Genomic DNA, 22,942 nt, shown 5'->3' on the forward strand with positions numbered 1-22,942 from the left:
CACTATATAATTTTTTATAGAGTAATAGCAATTCTAAAAGACAAAGTAGGTAACTACTAATACTTTTTCATTGAGCCCGCTATGAGGATTTTTAAAAGGGTACAAACCACATTTTTAATAGATCAAATTAGTATATCGTCAAAATGACCTAGTCAAGAAAATAGGATAAAATACGGATTTAAATTCAGAATATTAGTTTATATTATTGAGAAAGATTATCATTATCGATTAAGGAGATGGAAATATTGGTTAGTAAGTTTCTACAAGTAAACCCTATTATGAGTTATTTTTTGACAGTTATCCGAGTATATCTCGGATGGCAATGGCTAACAGCTGGCTATGAGAAAATTACATCAGGAAAATTTGATGCATCAGGTTTTCTACATGGAGCTTTATCGAAAATATCCGGTGACCATCCCGCGGTGCCAGGATGGTGGGGTTATTTTATTGAAAATGCTGCGCTTCCAAATGTGGGATTATTTAATGTTTTAGTTCCATGGGGAGAGTTTCTTGTAGGCGTAGCTCTACTATTAGGCGTCTTCACTTCTTTTGCAGCGTTGATGGGGGTCATCATGAATTTTTCTTATTTATTTTCTGGGACAACTAGTACAAATCCGCAAATGTTATTGTTAGAGCTTCTCATTTTAATAGCCGGCGTGAATGCAGCAAAAATTGGATTAGACCATTGGGTTCTTCCGTACATAAGGGATAAAAGATTTAATCAAAAATCACAGAACCTTTCAACAGAATAATTTATCCAAAGTCGAAGTAAATAACAAAAAGAAGCAGGATACCCTTCCTGCTTCACATCATATTTAAGCATGAGTCTTCCCAATCGATGAGTTCATCGCTGTCAATGGTATGGTGTGCTGGCGTATAAATTCCTTCGTTTACGACGGGCGATGGTGTGTGATAAGGTTCTAAAACAATCTCTCTTTCCGAGTTATCAATTACAGCTCTGATAAGGTCATATACGAGTTTTGTATCCTTATCCTCTACAAGGTCTACAAGCAAATGAAGATCTTCTCTATGAATATCCATTTTACCAACCCCTTGAAAAAAGATTATATTACCATGTTCCTATTATACCTGATATAGATTACCTTGGTAAGTACTGGAAAAAGGCGAAATAGTGACATATCCATTACATTTTCGAGCGATTTCGATTGAGAGCTTTGGGCCGATTCTATTAATGCAATCGTTAGCCTTTAACCAGTTGGAAGCAACAGAACCGTCCCTCTGCTTCATTTTTATAAGAAACTTAAAACTAAAACGATAATAAGTGGTACAAAAATGATGATGTACCCTATTGGGTTGGCGAAGTTCAGGGTCCAGCCGACACCGAATCTTTTTTCGACAAAGATGGAAGGGTCATTCTTGTTAAAGTAGAAGAGACCGCCTTTCCAGTAATCATCCTCATCATAGTCCTCAATGCCTTCAGCTGGTGGTGCTGTGTGTTTATTGCCGGCTGTTCCTACTTTGATTGCAAAGATGATGGTTCCAACTAACACAAGAAGCATAAAAATCATTGGTATCGCAAAGGTCATAGCGTCTCCTGCAAGGCCTTCATGAATGGTTGATAATTGAAAGAATACGAATAGCATGGTGAGCAATAGGCTTGTTAAAAATGTGAACCAGCTTGAATACTTTCTAAGTGCAAGCTGACGGGTACGGGTTCCTGTTGTGTTTGTGGCGCTTACTTTAATCCCTGAACGCTTTTGTGATAGATTCATTGCCATCATCATGACCTGCATCACTAGAAGGATGAGCGGCATTTGAATGGCAGAGATAGGTGTTTTATTTGTAAAAGCATCCGGCTTGCCATCAATCCCCCAATGCATTGGCATCTGATCGGGAAGGACAGGGTATTTGATAATCGTATAGATGAGAACACCAACCGTAATGATCATCGGAAGCAAAAAAACATACCAGGGAAGCATTTCATCATGGGTCCTGGCTGATAAATCGGCTGCCTTAACCTGTTTGACGTTTTCGCCCCAATTCTCTGCTTTTTTCAGCCGGGTAGCTTTTCCATGGTAAAAGAAGTACAGCGCAACACTCAAGATCATTATGCCAAATTGAATGAACATACCATATAAGACGATTTGCTCTTCAGCTGGGTTTGTACGGCTGTACCAAAAAAAGAAATAAGCAAAGGAAGCAGCTGAGACAGCGGCGACAATAATAGAATACGTTCGTTTATAGTGGATGAGCCTTTGGTCCGTTACATGCTGTTCCGGAACGGTCACACCGAATACAACCGTTCGTTTGACTAAATATGGGATGGCTGCCTCCATGAATGCCATAAAGATAATCAATACGGAAAAGACGATAAATGCCATATCCATTCCTCCATTCTGATGATTTTGAAGAAAACCTGCGATAGGAGATCTCTATCATGCTTTACCCTTGAAGTCATTGATAACAGCGGCAACAAGTGTATCGATTTGTTGACGAGTTAATCCAGCCACCAATGCTTCAGCGATAACGGGTCTTAATGCTTCCATAAAAAGCTCGTCATGGGTACCATCTTTCCTCAACTCATCCTGTGAACGAATGATGGCTCCAGACTTCGGAACGATTCGTATAATTCCTTTTTTCTCTAATTGATGATAGCTTTTACTAACCGTATGCATGTTCACGCCAAGATCTGCGGCAAAGGACCTCACAGATGGAAGTGAATCTCCAGGATGCAGTTCTCCCCGGGCAATCCCCTCTATAATGTGATTCGACAGCTGCGTATAAATCGGAATATCAGACTCAGGCTCAATGCGAATAATCATCCACCATCACTCCAATCTGTTCTACTATTATTATAACAAAATTGCTCTATTATGTATAGAACAGAAATCCAAAATGCGCGTGTGATTCTGCTTCTAAAAGAAGCAGAGGGACGGTTCTCCCGCTTCCCAAAACAAAAAAAGGAAGCAGGAGAACCGTCCCTCTGCATTATCCGACCAAATAACCAATTTCCATATTTTCACAAAATGTTCAATATATTCAAACTGTAAGCGCTTAATTTAATGATAAAATGACTTTGTTGACAAATTGTTACAAAAAACGGGGAGGTATTACAAATGTCACTAATGACTTGGAGCGAGAATTACAGCGTAAATATTAACGAGGTGGATGATCAGCATCAAGAATTGTTTCAACTGGTAAATGGTTTACACGAATCACTATCGGGGGATAGAGCGGTGATTGGTGAAAAACTGAACGGTTTAATTGACTTTGTAGTTAAACACTTTGCTACTGAAGAAGAATTAATGCAGGCAAACGGCTACCCAGATTATGAAGAACATAAAAAGGCTCATGACAATTTAGTTCAACAATGTGCAGATATTCAGGCAAAATTTAATGCTGGTGAAGAGGAAGTAACTGAGGAAATCACGGCATTCGTACGTGATTGGTTATATTCACATATTCCAAATATTGATAAGCAATACAGCCCATTCCTAAACGAAAAGGGCGTTGAGTAATTAATCATTTTCAAACGAGCTAGGACATTTTAAAATCATATCAAGTATGGGGTGGAGTTCGCATAGAATTCCGCCTTTTTTTACTTAATATATAAGGATACTTTGATTAAAGAAGCAGAAGAACCGTCCCTCCGTCATTTATCTGAATATTTTTACTTTAGTACGAGTCGTTATCATAGGAAAGTTTATTGAGACTAGGGGAGGAGGGAAAATCAATTGTTTGCAAAGATAATCAGCTGTTTTTTCAGAATATGAAATGTGGGTTTGACTGTAAAGTTATATTGATATATAGTGGGATTTTTGTAAATTGTTTTACTATTCTTTTACGTATTTTCATCATACTGGTTACTGTGATACGCTCTTATTGGAATTACGATAATCCGCTCTTATGACTGATTAGAATAATCTCAATAAGAGTTATTGGGTTCAATATGTCAATCATTCCAAAATTTCTATAATGAAGAGGGTGTATGATGATGGCAGTCACTGAACAACGTATTCAAAGCGACTATTTACAGCTAAAGCAGATTATGAAACTTAGGAACAGCCTAGGGGAACTATACAATCAAAGTGGTGCAAACAGCTCCAGATATATAAACCTCTCACTTCAACTGGGAGCACTTGAAAAACAATACATCGAAGAAAAAATTAAGATGCTGGATGAACAGTAAACAGAATGGGTTCTTTTGCTTCCAAATATAATTCAACGGAAGCAAAAGAACTTTTTTATTGCAGATTTTGTTGGTTCATAACCACTTGTTGAGCATGCTGCAACTTTTCTTGTGCTTTTTGAACGTCCATTTGTTCTTGTTTTACCTTCTGTTGCGCCTGTTTTAAATGCTGAATCTCTATTTCCTCCTGTTGCATGGCCTTCAATAACTCATTTTCCTCCGTTTGTAATTCTAAATGAGCCTTTTGAACCTCGTTTTGCGCATACTTTAACTGCTGATTTTCCTGTGTCATAATAAGCCTCCAGAATCGGTATTTGGAACTTATACTCCCATCCTTTATAGTGCGCATCTTCCGTTGTAATATGCCTTGAATCTACAGGCTGAATATTTGTAATGTTATGAAAATTGGGATATATTTCTGTTATAATACAACTTTTTAGTACGGATATAGGGAAAACGTAGTTCAGCATCCAGAATTTCTGATTTTTAATCTAATAGATATTAGGAGGGTATGATGAAAGCGCATGAGATTATGAACACACAGGTCATTAAAGTTAAGAAAGAGCACAGTGTCAGATTCGTGATTGAAAAAATGATTGAACATGGTGTCAATGGTCTCCCGGTTGTGAATGACAAAAATGAACTGGTTGCTTATATAAGCGACGGTGATATCATGCGTTATATTGGGAGACAAAAGGATCTGGTTCTTGGCACTTTATTTTTTTCGCAGATCATGAAAGGGGACAATGATAATCTTGAGAGCAGGGCAAAACGACTAATGGAGTTAAATGTAATGGAGATCGCACAGACAAAGGTCTACAAAATTTCGTCAGAAGTGGACGTTGAGGATATTGCAGCATTTCTAGGTAAAAAGAATATCCAAAGAATCCCGGTTGTGCGAAAGGGAGCACTCGTCGGAATCATTAGCCGCACTGATATTATACGGAGTACATTTAAGCTGGAAGGGCGAGCGGTTATATAAAAATGGGGACAGGTGTTAGGTTATCTGTCCCTATTTTTGAATGCTTAGGAAATATTCAGTTGCTTAAAAATAGGTTCTTCATTCCCAGCCATCCCACCATAATTTGAAGCCTTGAACAGAATTAGGCTTAACGCTATCGGCACTATCATCAGGAGCAAATAATGGATCCTCCTCCATCATGCTGTCGCCCTCAAAAAATTCCTCTTCGGGTTTCATGTTTATCACCTCCATCACTAGTTTTGACGAATAACTGGTAATTATAATGAGTAACCCTAATCTTCACTAAATGTTCAAATAGTTGATCGTTTGTCCTTTATAAAGTTCTCAATCTTTTCATAAGGCCCTGGTATGACGTGACTTCTTTCTGGAGGAAGCAGGAGAACCGTCCCCCTGCTTATTTCTGTCCATATCCACGGTTGGAGCCCTTCGCTGAATGTGATTGGCCTTTTACATTCTCGGAACTGCCTTCAGGAGCAAAGACTTGATTGTCTTTTGTTATTTTTGCGCCCTCTGGGAATTTTTCTTTGTTTGACATAATAACCACCTCCACTTCTAGTTTGTGCGGTGGAGTCGTAATTATGATGGAGGTTTTGTATTTTCACTAAATGTTCAAAGCTAGCGTGAAAAAAGAAACTTTTGCAAATAAAAAAAGCCACTGCATATTATTCTGCAGTGACCCTTTTGGAAGCGAAAGAACCATCTCTATGCTTCCATAATTTTGTCGCTTTTTTCTTGTTGTTGTTCTTCTTTTTCGGCTTTTTTGCCCCAGTAGTTGGCAAGGAGTGAGCCGGATACGTTGTGCCATACGCTGAAGATAGCTCCTGGTACGGCTGCTAATGGTGAGAAGTGGGCAGTTGCAAGGGCGGTAGCAAGACCGGAGTTTTGCATTCCTACTTCGATGGCTACCGCTTTTTGGTCTGGATAGTTCATTTTTAATACCTTTGCGGCAAAGAATCCTAGCGCATAGCCAAGAGCATTGTGTAAAATAACAACAGCTAAAATTAATAATCCGCTTTCCAGGATCTTCTCTTTGTTTCCACTTACAACGGCTGCGACAATAGCCACAATCCCAATAACCGAAACCAATGGGAGAGCTTTAACGCTTTTTTCTACCTGCTTCTTAAATAATGTTTTCACAATAAGGCCTAAAACAATTGGTAAAAGAACAATTTTTATAACTGAGACGAACATATCGCCTGCAGATACAGGTAACCATTTGCTTGCCAGCATCAGGGTGATGGCAGGAGTCAAAAGAGGTGCCAATAGTGTTGAACAAGATGTGATTGTAACGGATAAAGCTGTATTTCCTCTTGCTAAAAAAGTCATAACGTTGGAGGAAGTGCCGCCGGGGCAGGCTCCAACAAGAATAACGCCGACTGCAATTTCTGGCGGAAGGTTTAGCGCATAGGCTAAGCCAAACGCTGTAAACGGCATAATGAGAAACTGGGCTAAAACGCCAATTAATACCTTTTTCGGATGACTGAAAACCTCTTTAAAATCCCCGCCAGATAAAGTCATCCCCATTCCAAACATAATAATCCCTAATAATAATGAAATATGAGGGCCAATCCAAGTAAAGCCTCCAGGAAATAATAATGCCAGACCAGCAAAAAGCAAAACCCAATAGGCAAACGTGTTGCCCGCAAATACACTTAGTTTTTCTAAAGCTTTCATTTATTAAACCCTCCCTTTCGAAATGTTATGAATATTATTATACTCAGAAAATAATGATAATCAATATATTTAATCTAGTACAAATAATTGGTAATGTGTGATATTAGTTTCATTTTGTTAAATTACATGTAATAAAGAAAAAAAAGACTTTAAAGTTATTTTGAAATTATTTTGATTTCTAGGAGAAAAATGAATATAGCGATTTGAATACATACTTTTATTTTAGACAATCTAAAATGAGGAGGTGTCATTGTATGGAACTGCCAAATAACGGAGGTCAACAAATGAATAATCAACTGCAAAGCAGCCAGAAGAACCAGTCGCGAAATGCAAATGAGGCTGCACTGGGTCTTGATATGGATGAGCAGGAAATGAACGGATTATATGGGATGGTGGAAACTGCTACTGAGGATCAAATAGAGCCTAATACGGAAAGAGATGGCCGTTAGAAAAAGGATTTAAAGTGGTACGTGTATACGTACCCTTTTTTAATGAAAAGAGAATAAAGTTGAAACCTACTATTTTCCAAATACGTATGATAAATATGCCATTTATAATGTAAGTGTAAACAAAGCATGAAATGGGGGATGTTTTATGAAATTACATAAAATCCTTTTATTAACAATATTAGCGGGCATATATTCTAGTATATTAAATCAGTTTGAGGAAGACTTTGGTATTAATCGCTTGATTTGCAATGTAACATTGTCTCTAGCCATATTTCTTACAGGACTTATTTTTTATAGGATAGATAGAAAAGCGGATAAAAGTAACATAGAGAATGAAGATATTTGATTTAGATAGTAAACTAGATATCCATTATAAATAATCACACTAACCAAATCGAAAAGAGCCTAACTAATTGGGCTCTTTTTCACATATATTTCACGATTAGTGAATCTTTTATTACATTTCCTTAGAGATAATTGTTAAATGATTCAAAAAAGTCTACGATTGGAATTAATGGGTTAAATTCCATTGATTGGATATTCCGTATCTAGAGATTGCTTGCCTGATAGTGAACGATTTTTACAAACTAGAAACGGTTCATAAGAGTGCATATTTGAGGAAAAAATGGATTGATTGGAGAAAAGGCTAGAAATCTATTACCAACAGGAGGGGTATGTGTGGATGTAAGTTTACTCGCCATATTATCAATCGGATTTATTATTGGCATCAAGCATTCAATGGAGCCCGATCATGTCATTGCGGTTTCCACGCTGGCAGGAAAAACGAAGAAGCTGTGGCAGACATCCTTAACCGGAGTATTTTGGGGCATCGGCCACACCACAACATTATTTATCACTGGTATTTTACTGATTATGTTTAAAGTAAGTCTTTCGGAAAAATGGACTTTAACGCTGGAAATGCTGGTCGGATTTATGCTTGTTTATTTAGGATTGCGAGCCCTTATGGTAGGGGGGGTTGCCAGTCATCACCACCATCATTCGGAAAAACAAACCTATGCAAAATCGGCCTTTATCGGATTTGTCCACGGTTTGGCAGGCAGTTCGGCGATGGTGTTATTAACGATGAACACCATCGATTCGTTATGGCAGGGTGCCCTCTATATTATTATTTTTGGACTTGGCACTTGTGTCGGTATGCTGCTTTTTACAGGTTTGCTTGGAATCCCGTTCAATGCTGCGAAAAACAGCCACAGTATTCAAAAGGGCTTAGTGAAAGTAACGGGAGCCATCAGTACGTCCTTTGGCATCTATTACATATACAATCTCGGGATTACCGAGGGGTTATTTGCCTTGTGGTTTGGAGCGATGTAAAGGGAAACCGCTAGGATATTATGGAAAAAGCTCTGTTGGCGCAGGGCTTTTTTATGTTGGGTTATGGACTGGTTTTTTAAAATTTTATAAAAAATAAAAAATTATGATAATATGGAAAATAAGTTATCTCTAGAGGGTAATTATTAGTAATATTCTTTTGGTTATCACTATGAAACATAGAGGAGGTACGTTATTGCGTCCCATTTTATTTGGCATTTGTGGTGCATTCTTTTTTGCTTTTACCTATATTCTTAATCGCTCCATGGAAATGTCAGGAGGAAGCTGGATTTGGAGTGCTTCTTTAAGATACTTTTGGACAGCGTTGTTCCTTGTTATTATTGTGATGCTTCGAAAGCAGCTGCGGCCGCTTCTAAAGGTCATGAGAGAGGAACCGCTGAAATGGCTTTGGTGGAGCTTTGTTGGCTTTGGTTTATTTTATGCCCCAATGTGCTTTTCAACAGCCTATGCACCGGGCTGGCTTGTGGCCGCAACCTTTCAGGTGACAATCGTCTTCGGCTCGCTGCTGGCACCGCTTTTCTATGACAATATTGAAACAACGAGCGGGACAAAGCGTGTACGAAGTAAAATTCCGTTTCGAGGGCTCGCTTTTTCGATGGTTATTTTAGCAGGAGTCATCCTCATGCAAATCGAACACGCAAAGGACATTACGGGAAAAGAACTACTATACGCCACCATCCCAATGGTCATCGCGTCGATTGCCTATCCGCTTGGGAATCGTAAAATGATGGAAGTCAGCAGAGGACGGCTGCACACGTTTGAACGGGTATTAGGGATGACCATTGCCAGCATGCCCTTTTGGTTTTTGCTAGCGATTTATGGTCTTTTGACAGAAGGGATGCCAAGCATGGATCAAACGGTTCAATCCGGAATGGTCGCCCTGTTTGCGGGAGTCATTGCAACAGTCCTGTTCTTTCGCGCAACAGACATGGTGAACGGTCAAATGAAAAAGCTGGCTGCAGTAGAGGCCACTCAGCCTGTATCTGTCCTTATTTCACTCTTGGGAGAGCTGTTCTTTTTATCAGCAGATATTCCATCACCATTATCGTGGGTCGGAATGCTAACGGTTATTTTTGGCGTGGTATTGCACAGCTTTGCTGCTCATAAAAAAGTGGAAAAGAGCATGAGTTTGGGTAAGAAGGTTGAGTCGATGCGGTAAGGAGTTTTTTTTCGAAAAAAGTCGGTGCGAACATAAATGTAATCGTCACTATTGTCGATATTATTCAAAATATTGACATAATTAAAAGGAATCCAAGTCACTTTTCCCGCTTATAATAGTAGCAAGAGGGAGGTAATAAAAGAAAAAACCCCTCAAAACAAGGAAGAAGGTGCCGATGATGTCATTCACTCATTTCGACGAAATTTATGAAATTTGTTGTGAAATGACCGCGGAGGAAGCAGTACTGGAGACAGCTGCAGCAAAGACTAAGGAGGAAATGCCGAACTTCATGAAGGATATCATCCCAGATTCTAGTCTTTGGTGGGAAGCAGAGCTCATAGACATTCATGACAGAGAAGGAGATTTACTTTATGTCTAACCTAACAAAACGGAAAGGCTGAACACCCCATTGATGATCGAATGGGGGATTTTTTTTTGCCATAGAGATAAACTTGCTAAAGTTATCATTCTATAAAAAAAGGATCCTTCTTCTATCAAGAAAGATCCTTTATCTATATGACTCTATTATTGAGGAACGACTTCTTCATCCTCGACAATTAATTTTCCGTATTTACCAAAGTCTTTTCCTGGTTGTCCGCCCCACTCATCAAGAGTCAAAAGACTTGGCTCTAAGCGGCGTGGTTCGCGTGGATTTTCTTCAGGGAACTCTTCCATTCCTTGGCTGTACTCAAGCGTGATGCCATCTGGATCAGCATAGTATAGAAATACGCTTCCTGATGGATGGTGTCTGCCAGGTCCTAAGTGAATCTTTACATTGTGATTCTTTAAGACATTCACTTGTTTACCAATATCATCGATTGATTTTACTTTATAGGCGATGTGGTTTAGTTTATTTTCAGGTCCTTTCGTGATGGCGAAAGAGTGGTGGTAAGGGTTAGGCCACACACGTAACCATGCCCAAGCCATTTCACGGCCTTGGATATCAGATACGGCCATGTTCATTGTATTGACAAGGAAGTCATAAACTTCATCAAATTGATTTGTTTCATATACCACATGTAGTAAGCATTCAATTTCCAGCCCGTTCGTTGGTTTGTAGGCAGTTCCCATTTGCATCATTTCAACATACATTTCATAGGTTACCCCTAGAATTGGATCCTTGAAGCGTAGCGTTCTCCCTTGTGCTAATTCCTGTGCTTCCTTAGCACTTAATTCTCTTGGATTTAGACCTTTTTCCTGTAAATAATTAAAGACATCGTCGAATTGTGATGCTTTTTCAAGCTCAAAGCCAACCCGTTTCAATCCGGCTTCAGGAGCCTGTTCTAGAATTAAATTGTGATGATCATGGCTTGTACGAAGGTAAGCGGTTTCACCAACCTGCTCAACAAACTGCATTCCCACAATATTTGTGTAGAAATCAATTGATTTCTCAAGATCTGTTACACACAAAACAGCATAGCCCAATTTTTTATAGCGTATCATTACAAAAATCCTCCCCTTACTAAAATATCCCGAATCCCCAATATTTCCATTACAATACTAAATTTAGAACATTTGGCGAAAAATGTCTAATCACACTTTTCTTGCAAAATATTGGGTTTTTGAAAATAATTTTTAGACTGTTGAAAGCGGTATCATGTGCTGAAAATCACATACAAACAAAGGATTTTATTCTATATCAGAGGATTTTAGAATATCAAGGGACGGTTCTTCCGCTTCCGATTTGGAAGCAAAAGAACCGTCCCCATGCTTCCTTTTTTAAGGGAGTATGTTCCCGGCAGCACGGTAAATGCTGTACCATTCTTCACGAGTGAGGTGAATAGTGGTTGCTTTACAGCAGTCCTTCAATCTTTCGGTATTCATTGTACCGATGATTGGCTGCATGTCTGCGGGATGGCGTAAGAGCCAGGCTATCGCAATGGTTGTGTTGGTTACTTCATATTTAGCTGCAATTTCATCGATTCTCTGATTCAGCTCTGGAAACTTTTCATTACCGAGGAAGACGCCCTCGAAAAATCCATACTGAAAAGGGGACCATGGCTGGATGGTGATATCGTTTAGTCTACAATAATCAAGCACGCTCCCATCCCTGTTAACAGCGGCATCATTCTCCATGTTGACATTGAGTCCGCTTTTAATCATTGTGGAGTTGGTGATGCTTAGCTGCAGTTGATTTGCCACTAGAGGCACTTTGACGTATTTTTGAAGCAGCTGAATCTGCATTGGATTGTGGTTTGAAACACCAAAGTTGCGCACCTTTCCAGAGCTTTTCAGAATATCAAAGGTTTCTGCTACTTCTTCAGGCTCAACGAGGGCATCTGGCCGGTGCAGAAGAAGGACGTCAAGATAATCGGTTCGAAGCCGATGCAGAATCCCATCAACCGATTCTAAAATATGCTCCTTTGAAAAATCAAACATTCCTTTACGAATACCGCATTTCGATTGCAGAATGATATTCTCACGAACGTCATCGTTCATATGTATGGCTTCAGCAAAAATTTCCTCGCATTCTCCATGACCATATATATCAGCATGGTCAAAAAAGTTTACACCTTCTTCTAAGGCAGTCTGGATAAAGCGCTCAGCCTCAGGTTTTTCTATCTTATTCATACGCATACAGCCAACCGCTAAAACTGGTACCTCTAGGCTGCTTGAGCCCAATCTCATTTTTCTCACCATTCATTCCTCCGATCATAAAAACAGGTTCTCTATATAACGAGTCTTACAATATCAGTCAGCAGGCACATTTTCAACTATAGGGACGGTTCTCCTGCTTCTTTTGTTCTCTAAACCGGAAGCGGGAGAACCGTCCCGCTGCTTCCTGCTCTCTAAACTGGAAGCGAGAGAAACGTCCCGCCGCTTCCTTCTCTCCAATTTGGAAGCGGGAGAACCGTCCCGCTGCTTCCTGCTCTCTAAACCGGAAGCGAGAGAACCGTCCCGCCGCTTCCTCCTCTCCAAATCGGAAGCAAGAGAACCGTCCCGCCGCATCTCACGATAAAAAATCAGGGCCTCTGCTTCTTTGTTGTGGATATATGCTATACTCTGCTTATAGTTGAGTCTTTGTGGACGGTAAAAATTATGCTTTTTATAGGAGATTTCTATGTTTGGTTTACATTCATTTTCCACTCGAGCATTTAGCAGAAATGATTGGCTTGTTATGCTTTTGACGGCGATACTGACGACGATTGCCAGTGAAATTAAAGTGGTTCCTTTTGAAGGAGAGGCTTTCCGGTTTGGGCTTGGAAGTGTAGCATTTTTCTTGATGATTCTGATTTGGCCTCCGGTGTCCGTCATCCGGACGGGAATCATGACAGGCTTGATTGTCGTTTGTATCCGGACAATCGAGGATATTCTATTTCAAGATACTCTCTGGTCATCGAGCTTCATCAATCATTCACCTGCATTTTTGTTCTACTTTCTTTTTGCTCTTGGTTTTCATATGATAAAAATCGATAGGTACAAAACACGTCCGCTTCCATTAGGGGGCTGGGCTTTCTTGTTCGAATTCATTGCAAATGGTGCGGAGCAGCTTGCACGAAACGGACTGCATCAGCAGGTAAGTCTTGACCTAAGAATATGGGGATTAATAACGGTTGTTGCATTGATTCGCAGTTATTCTGTTGTGGGTCTATATAGCACCATCACGATTTCCGAACAAAAGAAGCGGATGCAGGAAATACTGCGGGTTGGCTCTGAGCTTTATGCCGAAACGCTATATTTGCAAAAATCGATGAATCATATCGAACAAATTACGGCTTCCAGTCATGATTTATATCGGAAGCTGAAAAAGAAGGAGCTCCATTTGTTAAGTGTTCAGGCTTTGCAGATAGCTCAAGAAATACATGAGGTGAAAAAGGATTCTCAGCGGATTCTTTCCGGTCTTACAAAGCTTAGTGTGGAGAAAATGCAAAAGAAACTCAACCTTTCCGATGTACTTAGCCTGGTCCTGATTGCTAATGAACGCTACAGTGAGCTTTTAAAGAAAAAGATCCATTTTCATAAAAAAATCACCGTTGATTATGAAACAGACCAGCAAATTCCGCTGCTAGCCTTATTAAATAATCTTGCTGCAAATGCAGTCGAATCTATTTCGGAAAAAGGCGAGATTTACTTTGATGTATTTGAGGAGTCAGCAAACACGTTTTTTGTTATTACGGACACAGGCAAGGGAATTTCGGAGGAAGATGTACCTGTGATCTTTGAGCCTGGCTACACAACAAAGTTCAACGAGCATGGCGTTGCAGCAACGGGAATCGGCTTATCTCATGTAAAGGAAATTGTACATACGCTAAATGGACAAATTAACATAGAAACACCGGAAAACGGAACGACGTTTATCATCCAGATTCCAACAAAGTCCATACGAAAGTGAGGGGATTAAGCTGCGCTATTTTATTGTAGATGATGACAAGGCAAGCAGATCTATGCTGAAGAACATCATTATCGATGGTGATCTCGGCATGGTGATTGGGGAGGCGGCAAATGGCGTGCAATGTCTTTCACCCGTCCTCACGAGAAATCCTGATGTGGTTTTAATTGATTTACTCATGCCCGAGCTTGACGGAATTGAAACGATGGAACGATTGAGGTCGGAAGGATACAAAGGGCAGTTTATTATGATCTCCCAAGTGGTAACGAAGGAAATAGTTGGGGAGGCGTACGAGAAGGGCGTCGATTATTTTATACATAAACCCATTAATCGTGTGGAGGTTCAGAGTATTTTAAAGAAAACAGCCGAGCAATTTTTGTTAAAAAATTCCCTGCGCACGATTCAGGAAACGTTGGCACATATCGGCTTAGATAACTCTAAAGTGAGAGAGAAAACGGTTAAAGAAATCGTCATGTCCATCCTCAATGATATGGGAATCATTGGGGGGGCTGGCAGTGATGACATTGTGTTTATTATTGAACACCTCATGAATTCCAGCGAGAAGGTAGTCCAACTTCCGCCTTTGAAGGATTTATACGAAGCGGTTGCAGCGAAGGGCGAATTTACGAACGTGGATGTGAAAAAAGAAAGCAAAGCCATTGAGCAGCGCATTCGCCGCACCATTTTAACGGCATTTAATAATTTGGTTTCATTAGGGTCGATCGATTACACCAATCCAGAATTTGAGTATTACGCGCCGCGTTATTTTGATTTTCAGGAAGTAAGAAAGCATATGGTCTCCATTCAAGAGGAGCGGGATGAGGAGGCAAAGGTCAAAATTAATATAAAAAAATTTCTCCAGATGCTATATTTGGAAACGCAGGAAAAATATCATCAGGGTTAATTTTTTCGAAAAAAGAAAATGTCGGATTTTGTCGGATTCGGTAGTGGCCCCATATTATTGGAATTAGCTCAATTTTTAATGAAAAATAATTTCAAAAAAGGGGTGACTTCTTAATGAAGAAAAGATTTAAATTTTCATTAGCTTGGCAAATTCTTGCTGGTTTAGTCTTAGGTATCATTGTCGGAGCGGTCTTTTATGGGAATCCTGGTGTAGAGAAATATCTACAACCGTTGGGAACCATCTTCTTAAATATGATAAAAATGATTGTAGTCCCAATCATTGTTTCAACCTTAATCATAGGGGTTGCTGGGACTGGAAATATCAAACAATTGGGAAAGCTTGGCGGGAAGACACTCCTTTACTTTGAGATTGTCACAACCATTGCGATTGTTGTTGGTTTACTGTCAGCGAATCTCTTCCATCCCGGTGAAGGCATTGACATGTCATCACTAACAAAAACCTCCATTGACCAATATGTTCATACAACGGAGGAAGTCCAGAGCTCGAGTCATGGGATATTGGATATTATCGTAAACATTGTTCCGAAAAACGTCGTTTCAGCGATGGCAGCCGGCGATATGTTGGCTATTATCTTTTTCTCTGTTATCTTTGGTTTAGGAGTAGCGGCAATCGGTGACAAAGGAAAGCCGGTGCTTGCTTTCTTCGAGGGTGTAGCAGATGCAATGTTCTGGGTAACAAACTTCGTTATGCGATTTGCTCCGCTGGGTGTTTTTGGTTTAATTGGGGTAACGGTATCCAAATTCGGTTTGGCATCGTTACTGCCGCTTGGAAAATTAATGATCCTTGTATACGCAACAATGGCTTTCTTTATCGTCGTCGTGTTAGGCGGAATTGCAAAGCTTGTAGGCATCAACATTTTCCATCTAATGAAAACTTTAAAAGACGAACTGCTTTTGGCCTATTCAACATCAAGCTCAGAGTCGGTATTGCCAAGGGTTATTGAAAAAATGCAGAAATTTGGCTGTCCAAAGGATATCGTTTCCTTTGTTGTTCCGACAGGTTACTCCTTTAACCTGGATGGCTCTACACTATACCAGGCACTTGCCGCCATTTTCATCGCGCAAATGTATGGTATTGATCTAAGTATCACGGAACAAATCACATTAGTATTAGTTTTAATGGTTACATCAAAGGGAATTGCCGGTGTACCGGGAGTATCCTTCGTTGTATTACTAGCAACATTAGGTACAGTAGGAATCCCGATTGAAGGACTTGCCTTCATCGCTGGAATTGATAGACTTCTAGATATGGCTCGTACAGTTGTAAACGTAGTAGGAAATGCACTGGCAACGGTGGTTATGTCAAAATGGGAAGGCCGCTTCAATCCAGAAGGTGCCGAGAATAGTAACCTAGAAGACAATACTTCTATTGAAAAATTAGCATAAGATAACAAAACCGGTTCTCCATTTGGAGGCCGGTTTTTTGCAGTGGCGCCGATGATTAGTTCAGTTTTAGATGCATGGGTACGGTTCTCTTGCTTCCTTGGAAGCAAGAGAACCGTACCTCTGTTTTTTGGCACTGGCCCCGCTATTTATACGCCCTTTTTACTAGAATAGCGGACAAGCGTGGATGCCATCTTTCTATTATCTTCATACGATATACTAAAAACTAAGAAAGGGATGATAGTAGTTTGTTTGGTTATTCGATGGTTCAAATGGTACGAGCTCATGCCGATAAGCTGGAACGACCGTTAAGAGAATTAATTTTGAACCTGTACAAACCTTTTAAATGGACCCCATGCTTTTTGCATAAGCTTTTTGAGGGGACTATTAAAAGGGGCAAGAAGTTTTCTGTGATTGTGGAGTTCCAGGATGACTGCTATGAGGATGGTTGTAAAGTAGTTGAAGGTGTTATGGATAGTCATATGAGAAATAAGGTTAGACAATATTTTCCTAGGGTGTCCAGCATGAGTGTGGATATCACACCTTCTGGATTAGAAGAGGTTCTCACATCTTGCAAGCATATTAGAAAAGTATATTTAAACAGTGAGGTTAAAGCGTTGCTTAATGTAGCTGTTCCAGCAGCAAGTGCAAAAGGAATTAGTCGAAGAGGAAGAGAATTAACAGGCGAGGGTGTGAAAATTGCCATTATCGATACAGGAATCCATCCACACCAGGATCTGTCTAATCGAATTACAGACTTTAAGGATTTTGTAAACAACCGTACGGCTGCATATGACGACAATGGACATGGAACACATTGTGCCGGTGATGCTGCATCCGCTTCGCCTACCTATGCAGGACCTGCGCCACATGCCACTCTAGTTGGTGTGAAGGTATTGGACAAACTAGGTTCCGGTTCTCTAGAAACGGTTATGCAAGGGGTAGACTGGTGTATCCAATACAATATCGACCATCCATTAGACCGAATTGATATTATTTCGATGTCATTGGGAAGCACCGCACAAAACTACGGTTCCGAGGATGCTGATCCGATGGTAAAAATAGTCGAGAAAGCCTGGGATTCCGGGATTGTCGTTGTTGTTGCAGCAGGAAATGAAGGGCCGAACAAAGGAACCATTGCCAGCCCTGGCATCAGCGACAAAGTGATTACGGTCGGAGCACTCGATGACAACGAATCGGTTGATAAAAACGATGATGATGTCGCAAGCTTCTCCAGTCGCGGACCGACCAGATATGGGCTAAACAAACCGGATGTATTAGCACCGGGCGTTAATATCGTTTCACTACGTGCGCCAAATTCTTATTTAGACAAGCTGCAGAAAAATGCCCGAGTCGACAATGATTATTTTATGCTATCAGGTACATCCATGGCCACACCAATATGTGCTGGAATCGTCGCACTCATGCTCGAGCGTAATCCTTCACTAACCCCTGATCTAGTAAAGTCCGCCTTAATGAAGAATGCCGATATGTGGAAAGGCAAAGACCCAAATATCTACGGTGCCGGCTACATCAACGCAGAAAAGTCAATCCCTGAATAATCCCCATATTCCACTAAAAATCTTTCATGGCATTTTCCTCTTTCAAACAACACCATAAACAAGAGCGAAAATTCTAAGACTCCGCATAGGGTCTTAGGTTTTTTTTATGTGCATGGGTTCTAAAGGACAAAGCGAAGAGTCCGGTAGGAGGAAATGTCTTATAGAGGGGTTCTAAAGGACAAGTCGGAGGAACAAGCTGGAGGAAATGTCTTATAGAGGGGTTCTAAAGGACAAGAAGAAGAAAACAGCTGGAAGTTAGGTTTAATAAAAAAGGTAACAGGAATCCTTTTATTAAGACCCCAAAGTAAAGCATGCATTTTTGCTAATCACCAATTGTATACATATTATTAAGTTTCAGTAAATAAAAGATCATAAAAAAATACATATGATACCATCTTGATAGATCCTCAAAAGGTACAAAAAGGCATCTAGGAAAAAGCAAATTTATAGAAACAAAGTAACTGAAAACTAAAGGAGGCAGCATCAAACATGGAGCATAAAGCAGCAAAGGAAAAACGCAGCACCTCCATTCGAACACTACTAGAGATCCTATTCGTTTCCACCAGACTCGGACTCACATCCTTTGGCGGGCCGATCGCCCATCTAGGCTATTTTCATGAAGAATATGTTCGGAGACGAAAATGGATGGACGAAAAAAGCTACGCTGATTTAGTGGCATTAGGTCAGTTCCTGCCCGGACCTGCCAGCAGCCAGGTTGGGATAGGCATCGGCGTCATGAGGGCAGGTGTACTAGGAGGAATTGTCTCCTTTTTAGGCTTCACTCTTCCCTCGGTCATCGCACTGATTGCGTTCGCACTCATTCTTCAGGGGCTAAGTATCCAAGAGACCGGCTGGATCCATGGCTTGAAAATCGTAGCAGTAGCCGTTGTGGCGCACGCAATTTTAGGTATGGCTCAGAATTTAACACCCGATCCAGCGCGAAAAACATTCGCGTTACTGGCCTTAATCGGAACCCTGCTGTGGCAAACAGCCTTTACGCAGATAGTTATGATTCTTGCTGCGGCGATTGCAGGCTATTTCCTTTTTAAAAAGAACAACAAGGATGAACATACGACCATTCATGTACCGGTATCACGCGGGTTTGCTGTCATCTGTCTCGGATTGTTTTTTGGTTTGCTACTTGTTCTTCCAATCCTTCGGGATATGACCTCAATTCATTGGATCGCCATGTTCGATAGTTTTTACAGATCGGGCTCACTTGTTTTTGGCGGTGGTCACGTGGTCATGCCTTTATTAGAGAGGGAATTTGTTCCAAGCGGCTGGGTAAGTGGAGCGGAATTTCTTGCAGGCTATGGGGCAGCCCAGGCTGTTCCAGGTCCGTTATTTACATTTGCCGCATATTTAGGAGCTGTTAAGGACGGATGGGTGGGCGGATTATTGGCAACAGTGGCGATTTTCCTCCCGGCATTTCTGCTCATCTTCGGAACCCTGCCGTTCTGGAATACGCTAAGGAAAAATCCGAACATGCAGGGGGCTTTGGCGGGAGTAAATGCAGCAGTTGTAGGGATCCTCATTGCGGCCTTTTACCAGCCCATTTGGACCAACTCCATTCTTGAGCCGATTGATTTTGTTTTAGCAGCCATCTTGTTCAGCATGCTAACCTTCTGGAAGCTGCCTCCGTGGGTTGTCGTCATAACTGGGGCCATCGGGGGAATGCTGCAAGCTCTTCTATCATGATAGGGTAAGTAGCACATAAATCCGATTAAGTCTGTGATTTATATCATCGGTTGTAAGAATGATGAATGCTATACTAATAGTAACCATTTCTTTAATCATCTATATATTTCTTCTTAAGCATAGGCATTTTGTCTGTGCTTTTTCTTTTTTTACAAAACAATATGTCATCTTTGTTAATGGAAATAATTAATATGAAATTATTTTTCTATAGTATATTGCGGTTTTTCATAGACTGTTTATACTAAACATCAGGCTATTCTCCTAGAGGGAAACGAGAAAGTAGTGATATCATTTTGAAAAAGTACTATTCTATACCAATTATACTTTCGATCCTGCTTGTAGTTGGAGTAGATTATATCTATGCCAATCATCTTCATCCTATCGTATGGTCATTATTGATTATCCCCATTATCTTGTTCTTAACTATCTATCCCTATTGGAAATTGGCGCTTATTGCCGGTATAGTTGTAAGCTCCGTGATATCAGCTGCACTTCTAAACAGATACAGCTTCCACATACCATCTCAAGTGTTGTCTGATTTTCTCATTAGCGGTATGACGAATTGGACGATATTGCTTGTAGTGACAAGGCTTCTTATTAAAAATGCAAAGATAAACGAAGCGTTAAACCAGGCTCAAGAAGATACCCTCCATCAAAAGGCCTTTTATGAAGCGATTCTAGAAAACATGGAGGAGCAGGTCATTGCTTTTGATACCGAAGGAAAAATAAATTACTTTAACAAAGCTGCGCAGCCATTTCAATCATATTGGGATGTATCGACAAACCCATTCAATCATAAGGTTTCATTCTTTTCTGCTGATGCAAAAAGGATTACGAGGTATCAGGATTTACCGTTGTATCGGGCAATACATGGAGACGATGTACTTCAATACGAGATGTGGGTTGAGGTAGAGGGCTTTGCTGAAAGACGGAATTTAATTGTAAACGGCAAGCCTTTAAGTACCAGGAAGGGTCAGCCGGCAGGAGCTGTCGTTGTTTTTCATGATATGACAGAGCGAAAACGTCTCGAGGAAGAAAACAACCGGACAAAAGAACAATATAAATCGTTATTTGAACATAACTTTGACGCTATTTTTTCAATGGATTTAGAAGGGAACTTTATTACATCAAATCCTGTTTTTCAGCAAAAGACAGGGTATACCAATAAGGAGATGGGAAAGATCTCCTTTCAATCACTTGTGGTTGGTGAGGATTTACCGAGAACCTTCGAACATTTTGAGCTGGCAAAACAAGGGGAGCCTCAAAACTACGATTTAACTATTTTTAATAAAAATAATCAACGAATTCATGCGAATGTGACGAATGTCCCTATCTATGTTGACGGAGAGGTGACAGGAGTTTTCGCGATTGCGAAGGACATAACAGATCAAAAGGAATATGAGGAGAAAATCAGAAACCTGGCTTATTATGATCAGCTGACGAGTCTGCCTAACCGGACATTGCTAAAGGACCGGGTGCTTCAAGCCTGGAAGCATTCTGTAAAAGAAAAGAATCGAATGGCGCTCCTGTTTTTGGATTTGGATGGCTTTAAGACCGTCAATGATTCATTGGGACATAATATCGGTGACAAACTTTTAATGGAGGTTTCGGAGCGGTTCCATCAATGTTTGGATGACGACCAAACACTGGCAAGACTTGGCGGAGACGAGTTTATCATACTCATGCCGTCTATAGAAAATGAAAAGGCAGCAACGGAAACAGCGGATAGGATCATCAATAGTTTACAGGTTCCATTTCTATTTGAGGATCTGGAGTTTCATTTATCTGTCAGCATAGGAATCGTTACCTTTGCTGGCAATGAAGAGGTAAGTGTCGATACACTGATTAAACAAGCAGATACGGCCATGTATTTTATAAAAGAAAGAGGGAAAAACGGTTACGAAATATACCATCCAAAAATGGATATCGAAACCGTTCAAAAAGTCAGATTAGAAAATGATTTCCGCTATGCCCTGGAGCACAAGGAATTTTACCTGGCGTATCAGCCGATAGTCCATCTGGAATCAGGTGAAATCATTGGCACAGAGGCATTAGTTCGTTGGAATCATAAACAATTGGGGCAAATTCCACCAAGTGAATTTATTCCATTAGCAGAAGAAACAGGCCTAATCATTCCATTGGGAGAATGGATTTTACGAACCGCCTGCCTGCAAGCGAAGGAATGGCAGAATAAAGGCTATCCATCGCTTCGAATATCTATCAATGTATCAGTCAAACAGTTGCAGCAACGGGATAAGTTTATTCAATTACTTGAAAAAGTACTGGCGGAAACCCAGCTGGATGCAAAGTGGCTTGATTTGGAGATTACCGAGACGATCCTTATCGAAAATAAAGAAGACTTAATCGAAACACTGCAGCAGATTCGCAGCATGGGCGTGAGTCTCTCCATTGATGATTTTGGAACAGGCTACTCATCTATGAGCCATTTGAAATACTTCGCTGTCAACACGTTAAAAATCGACCGCTCCTTTGTGAACGATGTCCATTCCAACGAAATCAGCGAAGCCATTATCAAATCCATCATGACCCTGGCCAAGCAGCTGAACCTAAACACCATAGCTGAAGGAATCGAAACCCAAGACCAGCTTAAAAAAGTCTGGCAGGAAGACTGCAAACAAATGCAAGGCTACTACTATAGCCCGCCCGCCTCACCACAACAAATCGAAACATTGTTGGAAAGAAGTAGAGGGGCGGTTCTTATGCTTCCAAATGATAGATGATTAAAGTAAACTGAGCTTTACCCTTTTATGGGGGAGGCTCAGTTTTTTTCTTGGTGCCCGTTCCTACATTGGGGTGAAGGAAAAGTTCATCAGAGAGCGGACTTGGTGCCCATTTCTGTACTGGAGTATGGAAAAGGTAATCAGAAAGGGTATTTGATGCCCGTTCCTACATTGGAACCAAGAAAAAGATCACCAGAACAGGCTCTTGGTGCACATATGCACACGGGAGCGAAGGAAAAGGTAATCAGAAAGGGAATTTGATGCCCGTTCCTACATTGGAGCCAGGAAAAAGGTCATCAGAACGCGAACTTGGTGCCCATTCCCACACTGGAGCGAAGGGAAATGTAATTAGAACAGGCCCTTGAAGCCCGTTCCCACGCTGGAACGAAGGAAAAGGTAATCAGAAAGGGAATTTGATGCCCGTTCCTACATTGGAGACAGGAAAAAGGTCATCAGAACGCGGACTTGGTGCCCATTCCCACACTGGAGCGAAGGGAAATGTAATTAGAACAGGCCCTTGAAGCCCGTTCCCACGCTGGA

Annotated in this window: 26 protein-coding genes; 16 read left to right on the forward strand and 10 right to left on the reverse strand. The window is 40.7% G+C overall.

Annotation, left to right across the window (positions count from 1 at the left end):
• Positions 1-245 precede the first annotated feature (245 nt).
• Positions 246-752 carry a DoxX family protein gene (locus ACHUFV_RS23410; RefSeq protein WP_394238404.1) on the forward strand — a complete coding sequence of 169 codons (507 nt, stop codon included), beginning with the start codon at positions 246-248 and terminating at the stop codon, positions 750-752.
• Positions 753-804: 52 nt separating this feature from the next.
• Here the strand turns inward: ACHUFV_RS23410 and ACHUFV_RS23415 are convergent, their stop codons facing one another.
• From ACHUFV_RS23415 to ACHUFV_RS23425, 3 genes are all read right to left on the reverse strand, one after another.
• The gene (locus ACHUFV_RS23415; protein ID WP_394238406.1) at positions 805-1,041 is read right to left on the reverse strand and encodes a hypothetical protein; all 237 of its coding nucleotides are present in this window, start codon (positions 1,039-1,041) and stop codon (positions 805-807) included.
• Between the two features lie 209 nt (positions 1,042-1,250).
• Positions 1,251-2,342, reverse strand: coding sequence for a DUF1648 domain-containing protein (locus ACHUFV_RS23420; RefSeq protein WP_394238408.1), 1,092 nt, complete (start codon positions 2,340-2,342; stop codon positions 1,251-1,253).
• Between the two features lie 54 nt (positions 2,343-2,396).
• Positions 2,397-2,783, reverse strand: a complete 387-nt coding sequence (locus ACHUFV_RS23425; RefSeq protein WP_394238410.1) for a GntR family transcriptional regulator — start codon at positions 2,781-2,783, stop codon at positions 2,397-2,399.
• Between the two features lie 294 nt (positions 2,784-3,077).
• Between ACHUFV_RS23425 and ACHUFV_RS23430 the strand changes: the two genes are divergently transcribed.
• Both ACHUFV_RS23430 and ACHUFV_RS23435 read left to right on the forward strand, forming a co-directional pair.
• Positions 3,078-3,479: a bacteriohemerythrin gene (locus tag ACHUFV_RS23430; RefSeq protein ID WP_394238412.1), complete on the forward strand. Its 402-nt coding sequence runs from the start codon at positions 3,078-3,080 to the stop codon at positions 3,477-3,479.
• Between the two features lie 473 nt (positions 3,480-3,952).
• Complete coding sequence (locus ACHUFV_RS23435) at positions 3,953-4,150, forward strand: hypothetical protein (RefSeq protein ID WP_394238414.1); 198 nt, start codon at positions 3,953-3,955, stop codon at positions 4,148-4,150.
• A gap of 55 nt (positions 4,151-4,205) precedes the next feature.
• On the opposite strand, the gene ACHUFV_RS23440 is transcribed toward ACHUFV_RS23435, so the two are convergent.
• Positions 4,206-4,442, reverse strand: coding sequence for a hypothetical protein (locus ACHUFV_RS23440; RefSeq protein ID WP_394238416.1), 237 nt, complete (start codon positions 4,440-4,442; stop codon positions 4,206-4,208).
• Positions 4,443-4,664: 222 nt separating this feature from the next.
• Here ACHUFV_RS23440 and ACHUFV_RS23445 point away from each other — a divergent pair, with 222 nt between their 5' ends.
• Positions 4,665-5,132 carry a CBS domain-containing protein gene (locus ACHUFV_RS23445; RefSeq protein WP_394238417.1) on the forward strand — a complete coding sequence of 156 codons (468 nt, stop codon included), beginning with the start codon at positions 4,665-4,667 and terminating at the stop codon, positions 5,130-5,132.
• Between the two features lie 78 nt (positions 5,133-5,210).
• Here the strand turns inward: ACHUFV_RS23445 and ACHUFV_RS23450 are convergent, their stop codons facing one another.
• The 3 genes from ACHUFV_RS23450 to ACHUFV_RS23460 all read right to left on the reverse strand — a co-directional run bounded on the left by ACHUFV_RS23450 (position 5,211) and on the right by ACHUFV_RS23460 (position 6,806).
• Positions 5,211-5,348 (reverse strand): hypothetical protein, encoded by a 138-nt coding sequence (locus ACHUFV_RS23450; RefSeq protein ID WP_394238419.1) that lies wholly within the window; start codon positions 5,346-5,348, stop codon positions 5,211-5,213.
• A 178-nt stretch (positions 5,349-5,526) separates the two neighbouring features.
• On the reverse strand, positions 5,527-5,667 hold the full coding sequence (locus ACHUFV_RS23455; protein ID WP_394238421.1) for a hypothetical protein: 141 nt from the start codon (positions 5,665-5,667) through the stop codon (positions 5,527-5,529).
• A 167-nt stretch (positions 5,668-5,834) separates the two neighbouring features.
• Positions 5,835-6,806: a bile acid:sodium symporter family protein gene (locus tag ACHUFV_RS23460; RefSeq protein ID WP_394238423.1), complete on the reverse strand. Its 972-nt coding sequence runs from the start codon at positions 6,804-6,806 to the stop codon at positions 5,835-5,837.
• Positions 6,807-7,060: 254 nt separating this feature from the next.
• Here ACHUFV_RS23460 and ACHUFV_RS23465 point away from each other — a divergent pair, with 254 nt between their 5' ends.
• The 5 genes from ACHUFV_RS23465 to ACHUFV_RS23485 all read left to right on the forward strand — a co-directional run bounded on the left by ACHUFV_RS23465 (position 7,061) and on the right by ACHUFV_RS23485 (position 10,143).
• Positions 7,061-7,255 (forward strand): DUF4021 domain-containing protein, encoded by a 195-nt coding sequence (locus ACHUFV_RS23465; protein WP_394238425.1) that lies wholly within the window; start codon positions 7,061-7,063, stop codon positions 7,253-7,255.
• A gap of 145 nt (positions 7,256-7,400) precedes the next feature.
• Positions 7,401-7,601 carry a hypothetical protein gene (locus ACHUFV_RS23470; RefSeq protein ID WP_394238427.1) on the forward strand — a complete coding sequence of 67 codons (201 nt, stop codon included), beginning with the start codon at positions 7,401-7,403 and terminating at the stop codon, positions 7,599-7,601.
• A 332-nt stretch (positions 7,602-7,933) separates the two neighbouring features.
• Complete coding sequence (locus ACHUFV_RS23475) at positions 7,934-8,587, forward strand: urease accessory protein UreH domain-containing protein (protein WP_394238429.1); 654 nt, start codon at positions 7,934-7,936, stop codon at positions 8,585-8,587.
• 193 nt (positions 8,588-8,780) lie between these two features.
• Positions 8,781-9,764 (forward strand): DMT family transporter, encoded by a 984-nt coding sequence (locus ACHUFV_RS23480; protein WP_394238431.1) that lies wholly within the window; start codon positions 8,781-8,783, stop codon positions 9,762-9,764.
• Positions 9,765-9,939: 175 nt separating this feature from the next.
• Positions 9,940-10,143, forward strand: coding sequence for a hypothetical protein (locus ACHUFV_RS23485; protein ID WP_394238432.1), 204 nt, complete (start codon positions 9,940-9,942; stop codon positions 10,141-10,143).
• Between the two features lie 146 nt (positions 10,144-10,289).
• Here the strand turns inward: ACHUFV_RS23485 and ACHUFV_RS23490 are convergent, their stop codons facing one another.
• From ACHUFV_RS23490 to ACHUFV_RS23500, 3 genes are all read right to left on the reverse strand, one after another.
• A complete protein-coding gene (locus tag ACHUFV_RS23490) occupies positions 10,290-11,207 on the reverse strand; it encodes a VOC family protein (protein ID WP_394238434.1) in 918 nt (305 codons plus the stop codon).
• A gap of 276 nt (positions 11,208-11,483) precedes the next feature.
• A complete protein-coding gene (locus tag ACHUFV_RS23495; RefSeq protein WP_394238436.1) occupies positions 11,484-12,401 on the reverse strand; it encodes an aldo/keto reductase in 918 nt (305 codons plus the stop codon).
• Positions 12,402-12,455: 54 nt separating this feature from the next.
• Positions 12,456-12,713, reverse strand: a complete 258-nt coding sequence (locus ACHUFV_RS23500) for a hypothetical protein (protein WP_394238438.1) — start codon at positions 12,711-12,713, stop codon at positions 12,456-12,458.
• A gap of 112 nt (positions 12,714-12,825) precedes the next feature.
• On the opposite strand from ACHUFV_RS23500, the gene ACHUFV_RS23505 reads away from it, so the two are divergent.
• The 7 genes from ACHUFV_RS23505 to ACHUFV_RS23535 all read left to right on the forward strand — a co-directional run bounded on the left by ACHUFV_RS23505 (position 12,826) and on the right by ACHUFV_RS23535 (position 22,663).
• Complete coding sequence (locus tag ACHUFV_RS23505; RefSeq protein WP_394238439.1) at positions 12,826-14,097, forward strand: ATP-binding protein; 1,272 nt, start codon at positions 12,826-12,828, stop codon at positions 14,095-14,097.
• Between the two features lie 10 nt (positions 14,098-14,107).
• On the forward strand, positions 14,108-14,998 hold the full coding sequence (locus ACHUFV_RS23510) for a response regulator (RefSeq protein WP_394238504.1): 891 nt from the start codon (positions 14,108-14,110) through the stop codon (positions 14,996-14,998).
• 113 nt (positions 14,999-15,111) lie between these two features.
• Positions 15,112-16,404, forward strand: coding sequence for a cation:dicarboxylate symporter family transporter (locus ACHUFV_RS23515; RefSeq protein ID WP_394238441.1), 1,293 nt, complete (start codon positions 15,112-15,114; stop codon positions 16,402-16,404).
• Positions 16,405-16,649: 245 nt separating this feature from the next.
• Complete coding sequence (locus ACHUFV_RS23520) at positions 16,650-17,963, forward strand: S8 family peptidase (protein WP_394238442.1); 1,314 nt, start codon at positions 16,650-16,652, stop codon at positions 17,961-17,963.
• A gap of 489 nt (positions 17,964-18,452) precedes the next feature.
• Positions 18,453-19,661 carry a chromate transporter gene (locus ACHUFV_RS23525; RefSeq protein ID WP_394238444.1) on the forward strand — a complete coding sequence of 403 codons (1,209 nt, stop codon included), beginning with the start codon at positions 18,453-18,455 and terminating at the stop codon, positions 19,659-19,661.
• Between the two features lie 293 nt (positions 19,662-19,954).
• Positions 19,955-22,402, forward strand: a complete 2,448-nt coding sequence (locus ACHUFV_RS23530) for a sensor domain-containing protein (RefSeq protein WP_394238445.1) — start codon at positions 19,955-19,957, stop codon at positions 22,400-22,402.
• Between the two features lie 105 nt (positions 22,403-22,507).
• Positions 22,508-22,663 (forward strand): hypothetical protein, encoded by a 156-nt coding sequence (locus tag ACHUFV_RS23535; protein ID WP_394238447.1) that lies wholly within the window; start codon positions 22,508-22,510, stop codon positions 22,661-22,663.
• Positions 22,664-22,942 lie beyond the last annotated feature (279 nt).

This window comes from Niallia oryzisoli (assembly GCF_043641075.1).
GTDB classification, from domain to species: domain Bacteria; phylum Bacillota; class Bacilli; order Bacillales; family Cytobacillaceae; genus Bacillus_BD; species Bacillus_BD oryzisoli_A.

What these genes read in the sequence shown, in the direction of transcription:
- ACHUFV_RS23415 (WP_394238406.1), bottom strand. Translation starts at nt 1,041, where the DNA reads ATGGATATTCATAGAGAAGATCTTCATTTGCTTGTAGACCTTGTAGAG.
- ACHUFV_RS23420 (WP_394238408.1), bottom strand. Translation starts at nt 2,342, where the DNA reads ATGGCATTTATCGTCTTTTCCGTATTGATTATCTTTATGGCATTCATG.
- ACHUFV_RS23425 (WP_394238410.1), bottom strand. Translation starts at nt 2,783, where the DNA reads ATGATTATTCGCATTGAGCCTGAGTCTGATATTCCGATTTATACGCAG.
- ACHUFV_RS23430 (WP_394238412.1), top strand. Translation starts at nt 3,078, where the DNA reads ATGTCACTAATGACTTGGAGCGAGAATTACAGCGTAAATATTAACGAG.
- ACHUFV_RS23435 (WP_394238414.1), top strand. Translation starts at nt 3,953, where the DNA reads ATGATGGCAGTCACTGAACAACGTATTCAAAGCGACTATTTACAGCTA.
- ACHUFV_RS23440 (WP_394238416.1), bottom strand. Translation starts at nt 4,442, where the DNA reads ATGACACAGGAAAATCAGCAGTTAAAGTATGCGCAAAACGAGGTTCAA.
- ACHUFV_RS23445 (WP_394238417.1), top strand. Translation starts at nt 4,665, where the DNA reads ATGAAAGCGCATGAGATTATGAACACACAGGTCATTAAAGTTAAGAAA.
- ACHUFV_RS23450 (WP_394238419.1), bottom strand. Translation starts at nt 5,348, where the DNA reads ATGAAACCCGAAGAGGAATTTTTTGAGGGCGACAGCATGATGGAGGAG.
- ACHUFV_RS23455 (WP_394238421.1), bottom strand. Translation starts at nt 5,667, where the DNA reads ATGTCAAACAAAGAAAAATTCCCAGAGGGCGCAAAAATAACAAAAGAC.
- ACHUFV_RS23460 (WP_394238423.1), bottom strand. Translation starts at nt 6,806, where the DNA reads ATGAAAGCTTTAGAAAAACTAAGTGTATTTGCGGGCAACACGTTTGCC.
- ACHUFV_RS23465 (WP_394238425.1), top strand. Translation starts at nt 7,061, where the DNA reads ATGGAACTGCCAAATAACGGAGGTCAACAAATGAATAATCAACTGCAA.
- ACHUFV_RS23470 (WP_394238427.1), top strand. Translation starts at nt 7,401, where the DNA reads ATGAAATTACATAAAATCCTTTTATTAACAATATTAGCGGGCATATAT.
- ACHUFV_RS23485 (WP_394238432.1), top strand. Translation starts at nt 9,940, where the DNA reads ATGATGTCATTCACTCATTTCGACGAAATTTATGAAATTTGTTGTGAA.
- ACHUFV_RS23490 (WP_394238434.1), bottom strand. Translation starts at nt 11,207, where the DNA reads ATGATACGCTATAAAAAATTGGGCTATGCTGTTTTGTGTGTAACAGAT.
- ACHUFV_RS23500 (WP_394238438.1), bottom strand. Translation starts at nt 12,713, where the DNA reads ATGCGGCGGGACGGTTCTCTTGCTTCCGATTTGGAGAGGAGGAAGCGG.
- ACHUFV_RS23505 (WP_394238439.1), top strand. Translation starts at nt 12,826, where the DNA reads ATGTTTGGTTTACATTCATTTTCCACTCGAGCATTTAGCAGAAATGAT.
- ACHUFV_RS23515 (WP_394238441.1), top strand. Translation starts at nt 15,112, where the DNA reads ATGAAGAAAAGATTTAAATTTTCATTAGCTTGGCAAATTCTTGCTGGT.
- ACHUFV_RS23525 (WP_394238444.1), top strand. Translation starts at nt 18,453, where the DNA reads ATGGAGCATAAAGCAGCAAAGGAAAAACGCAGCACCTCCATTCGAACA.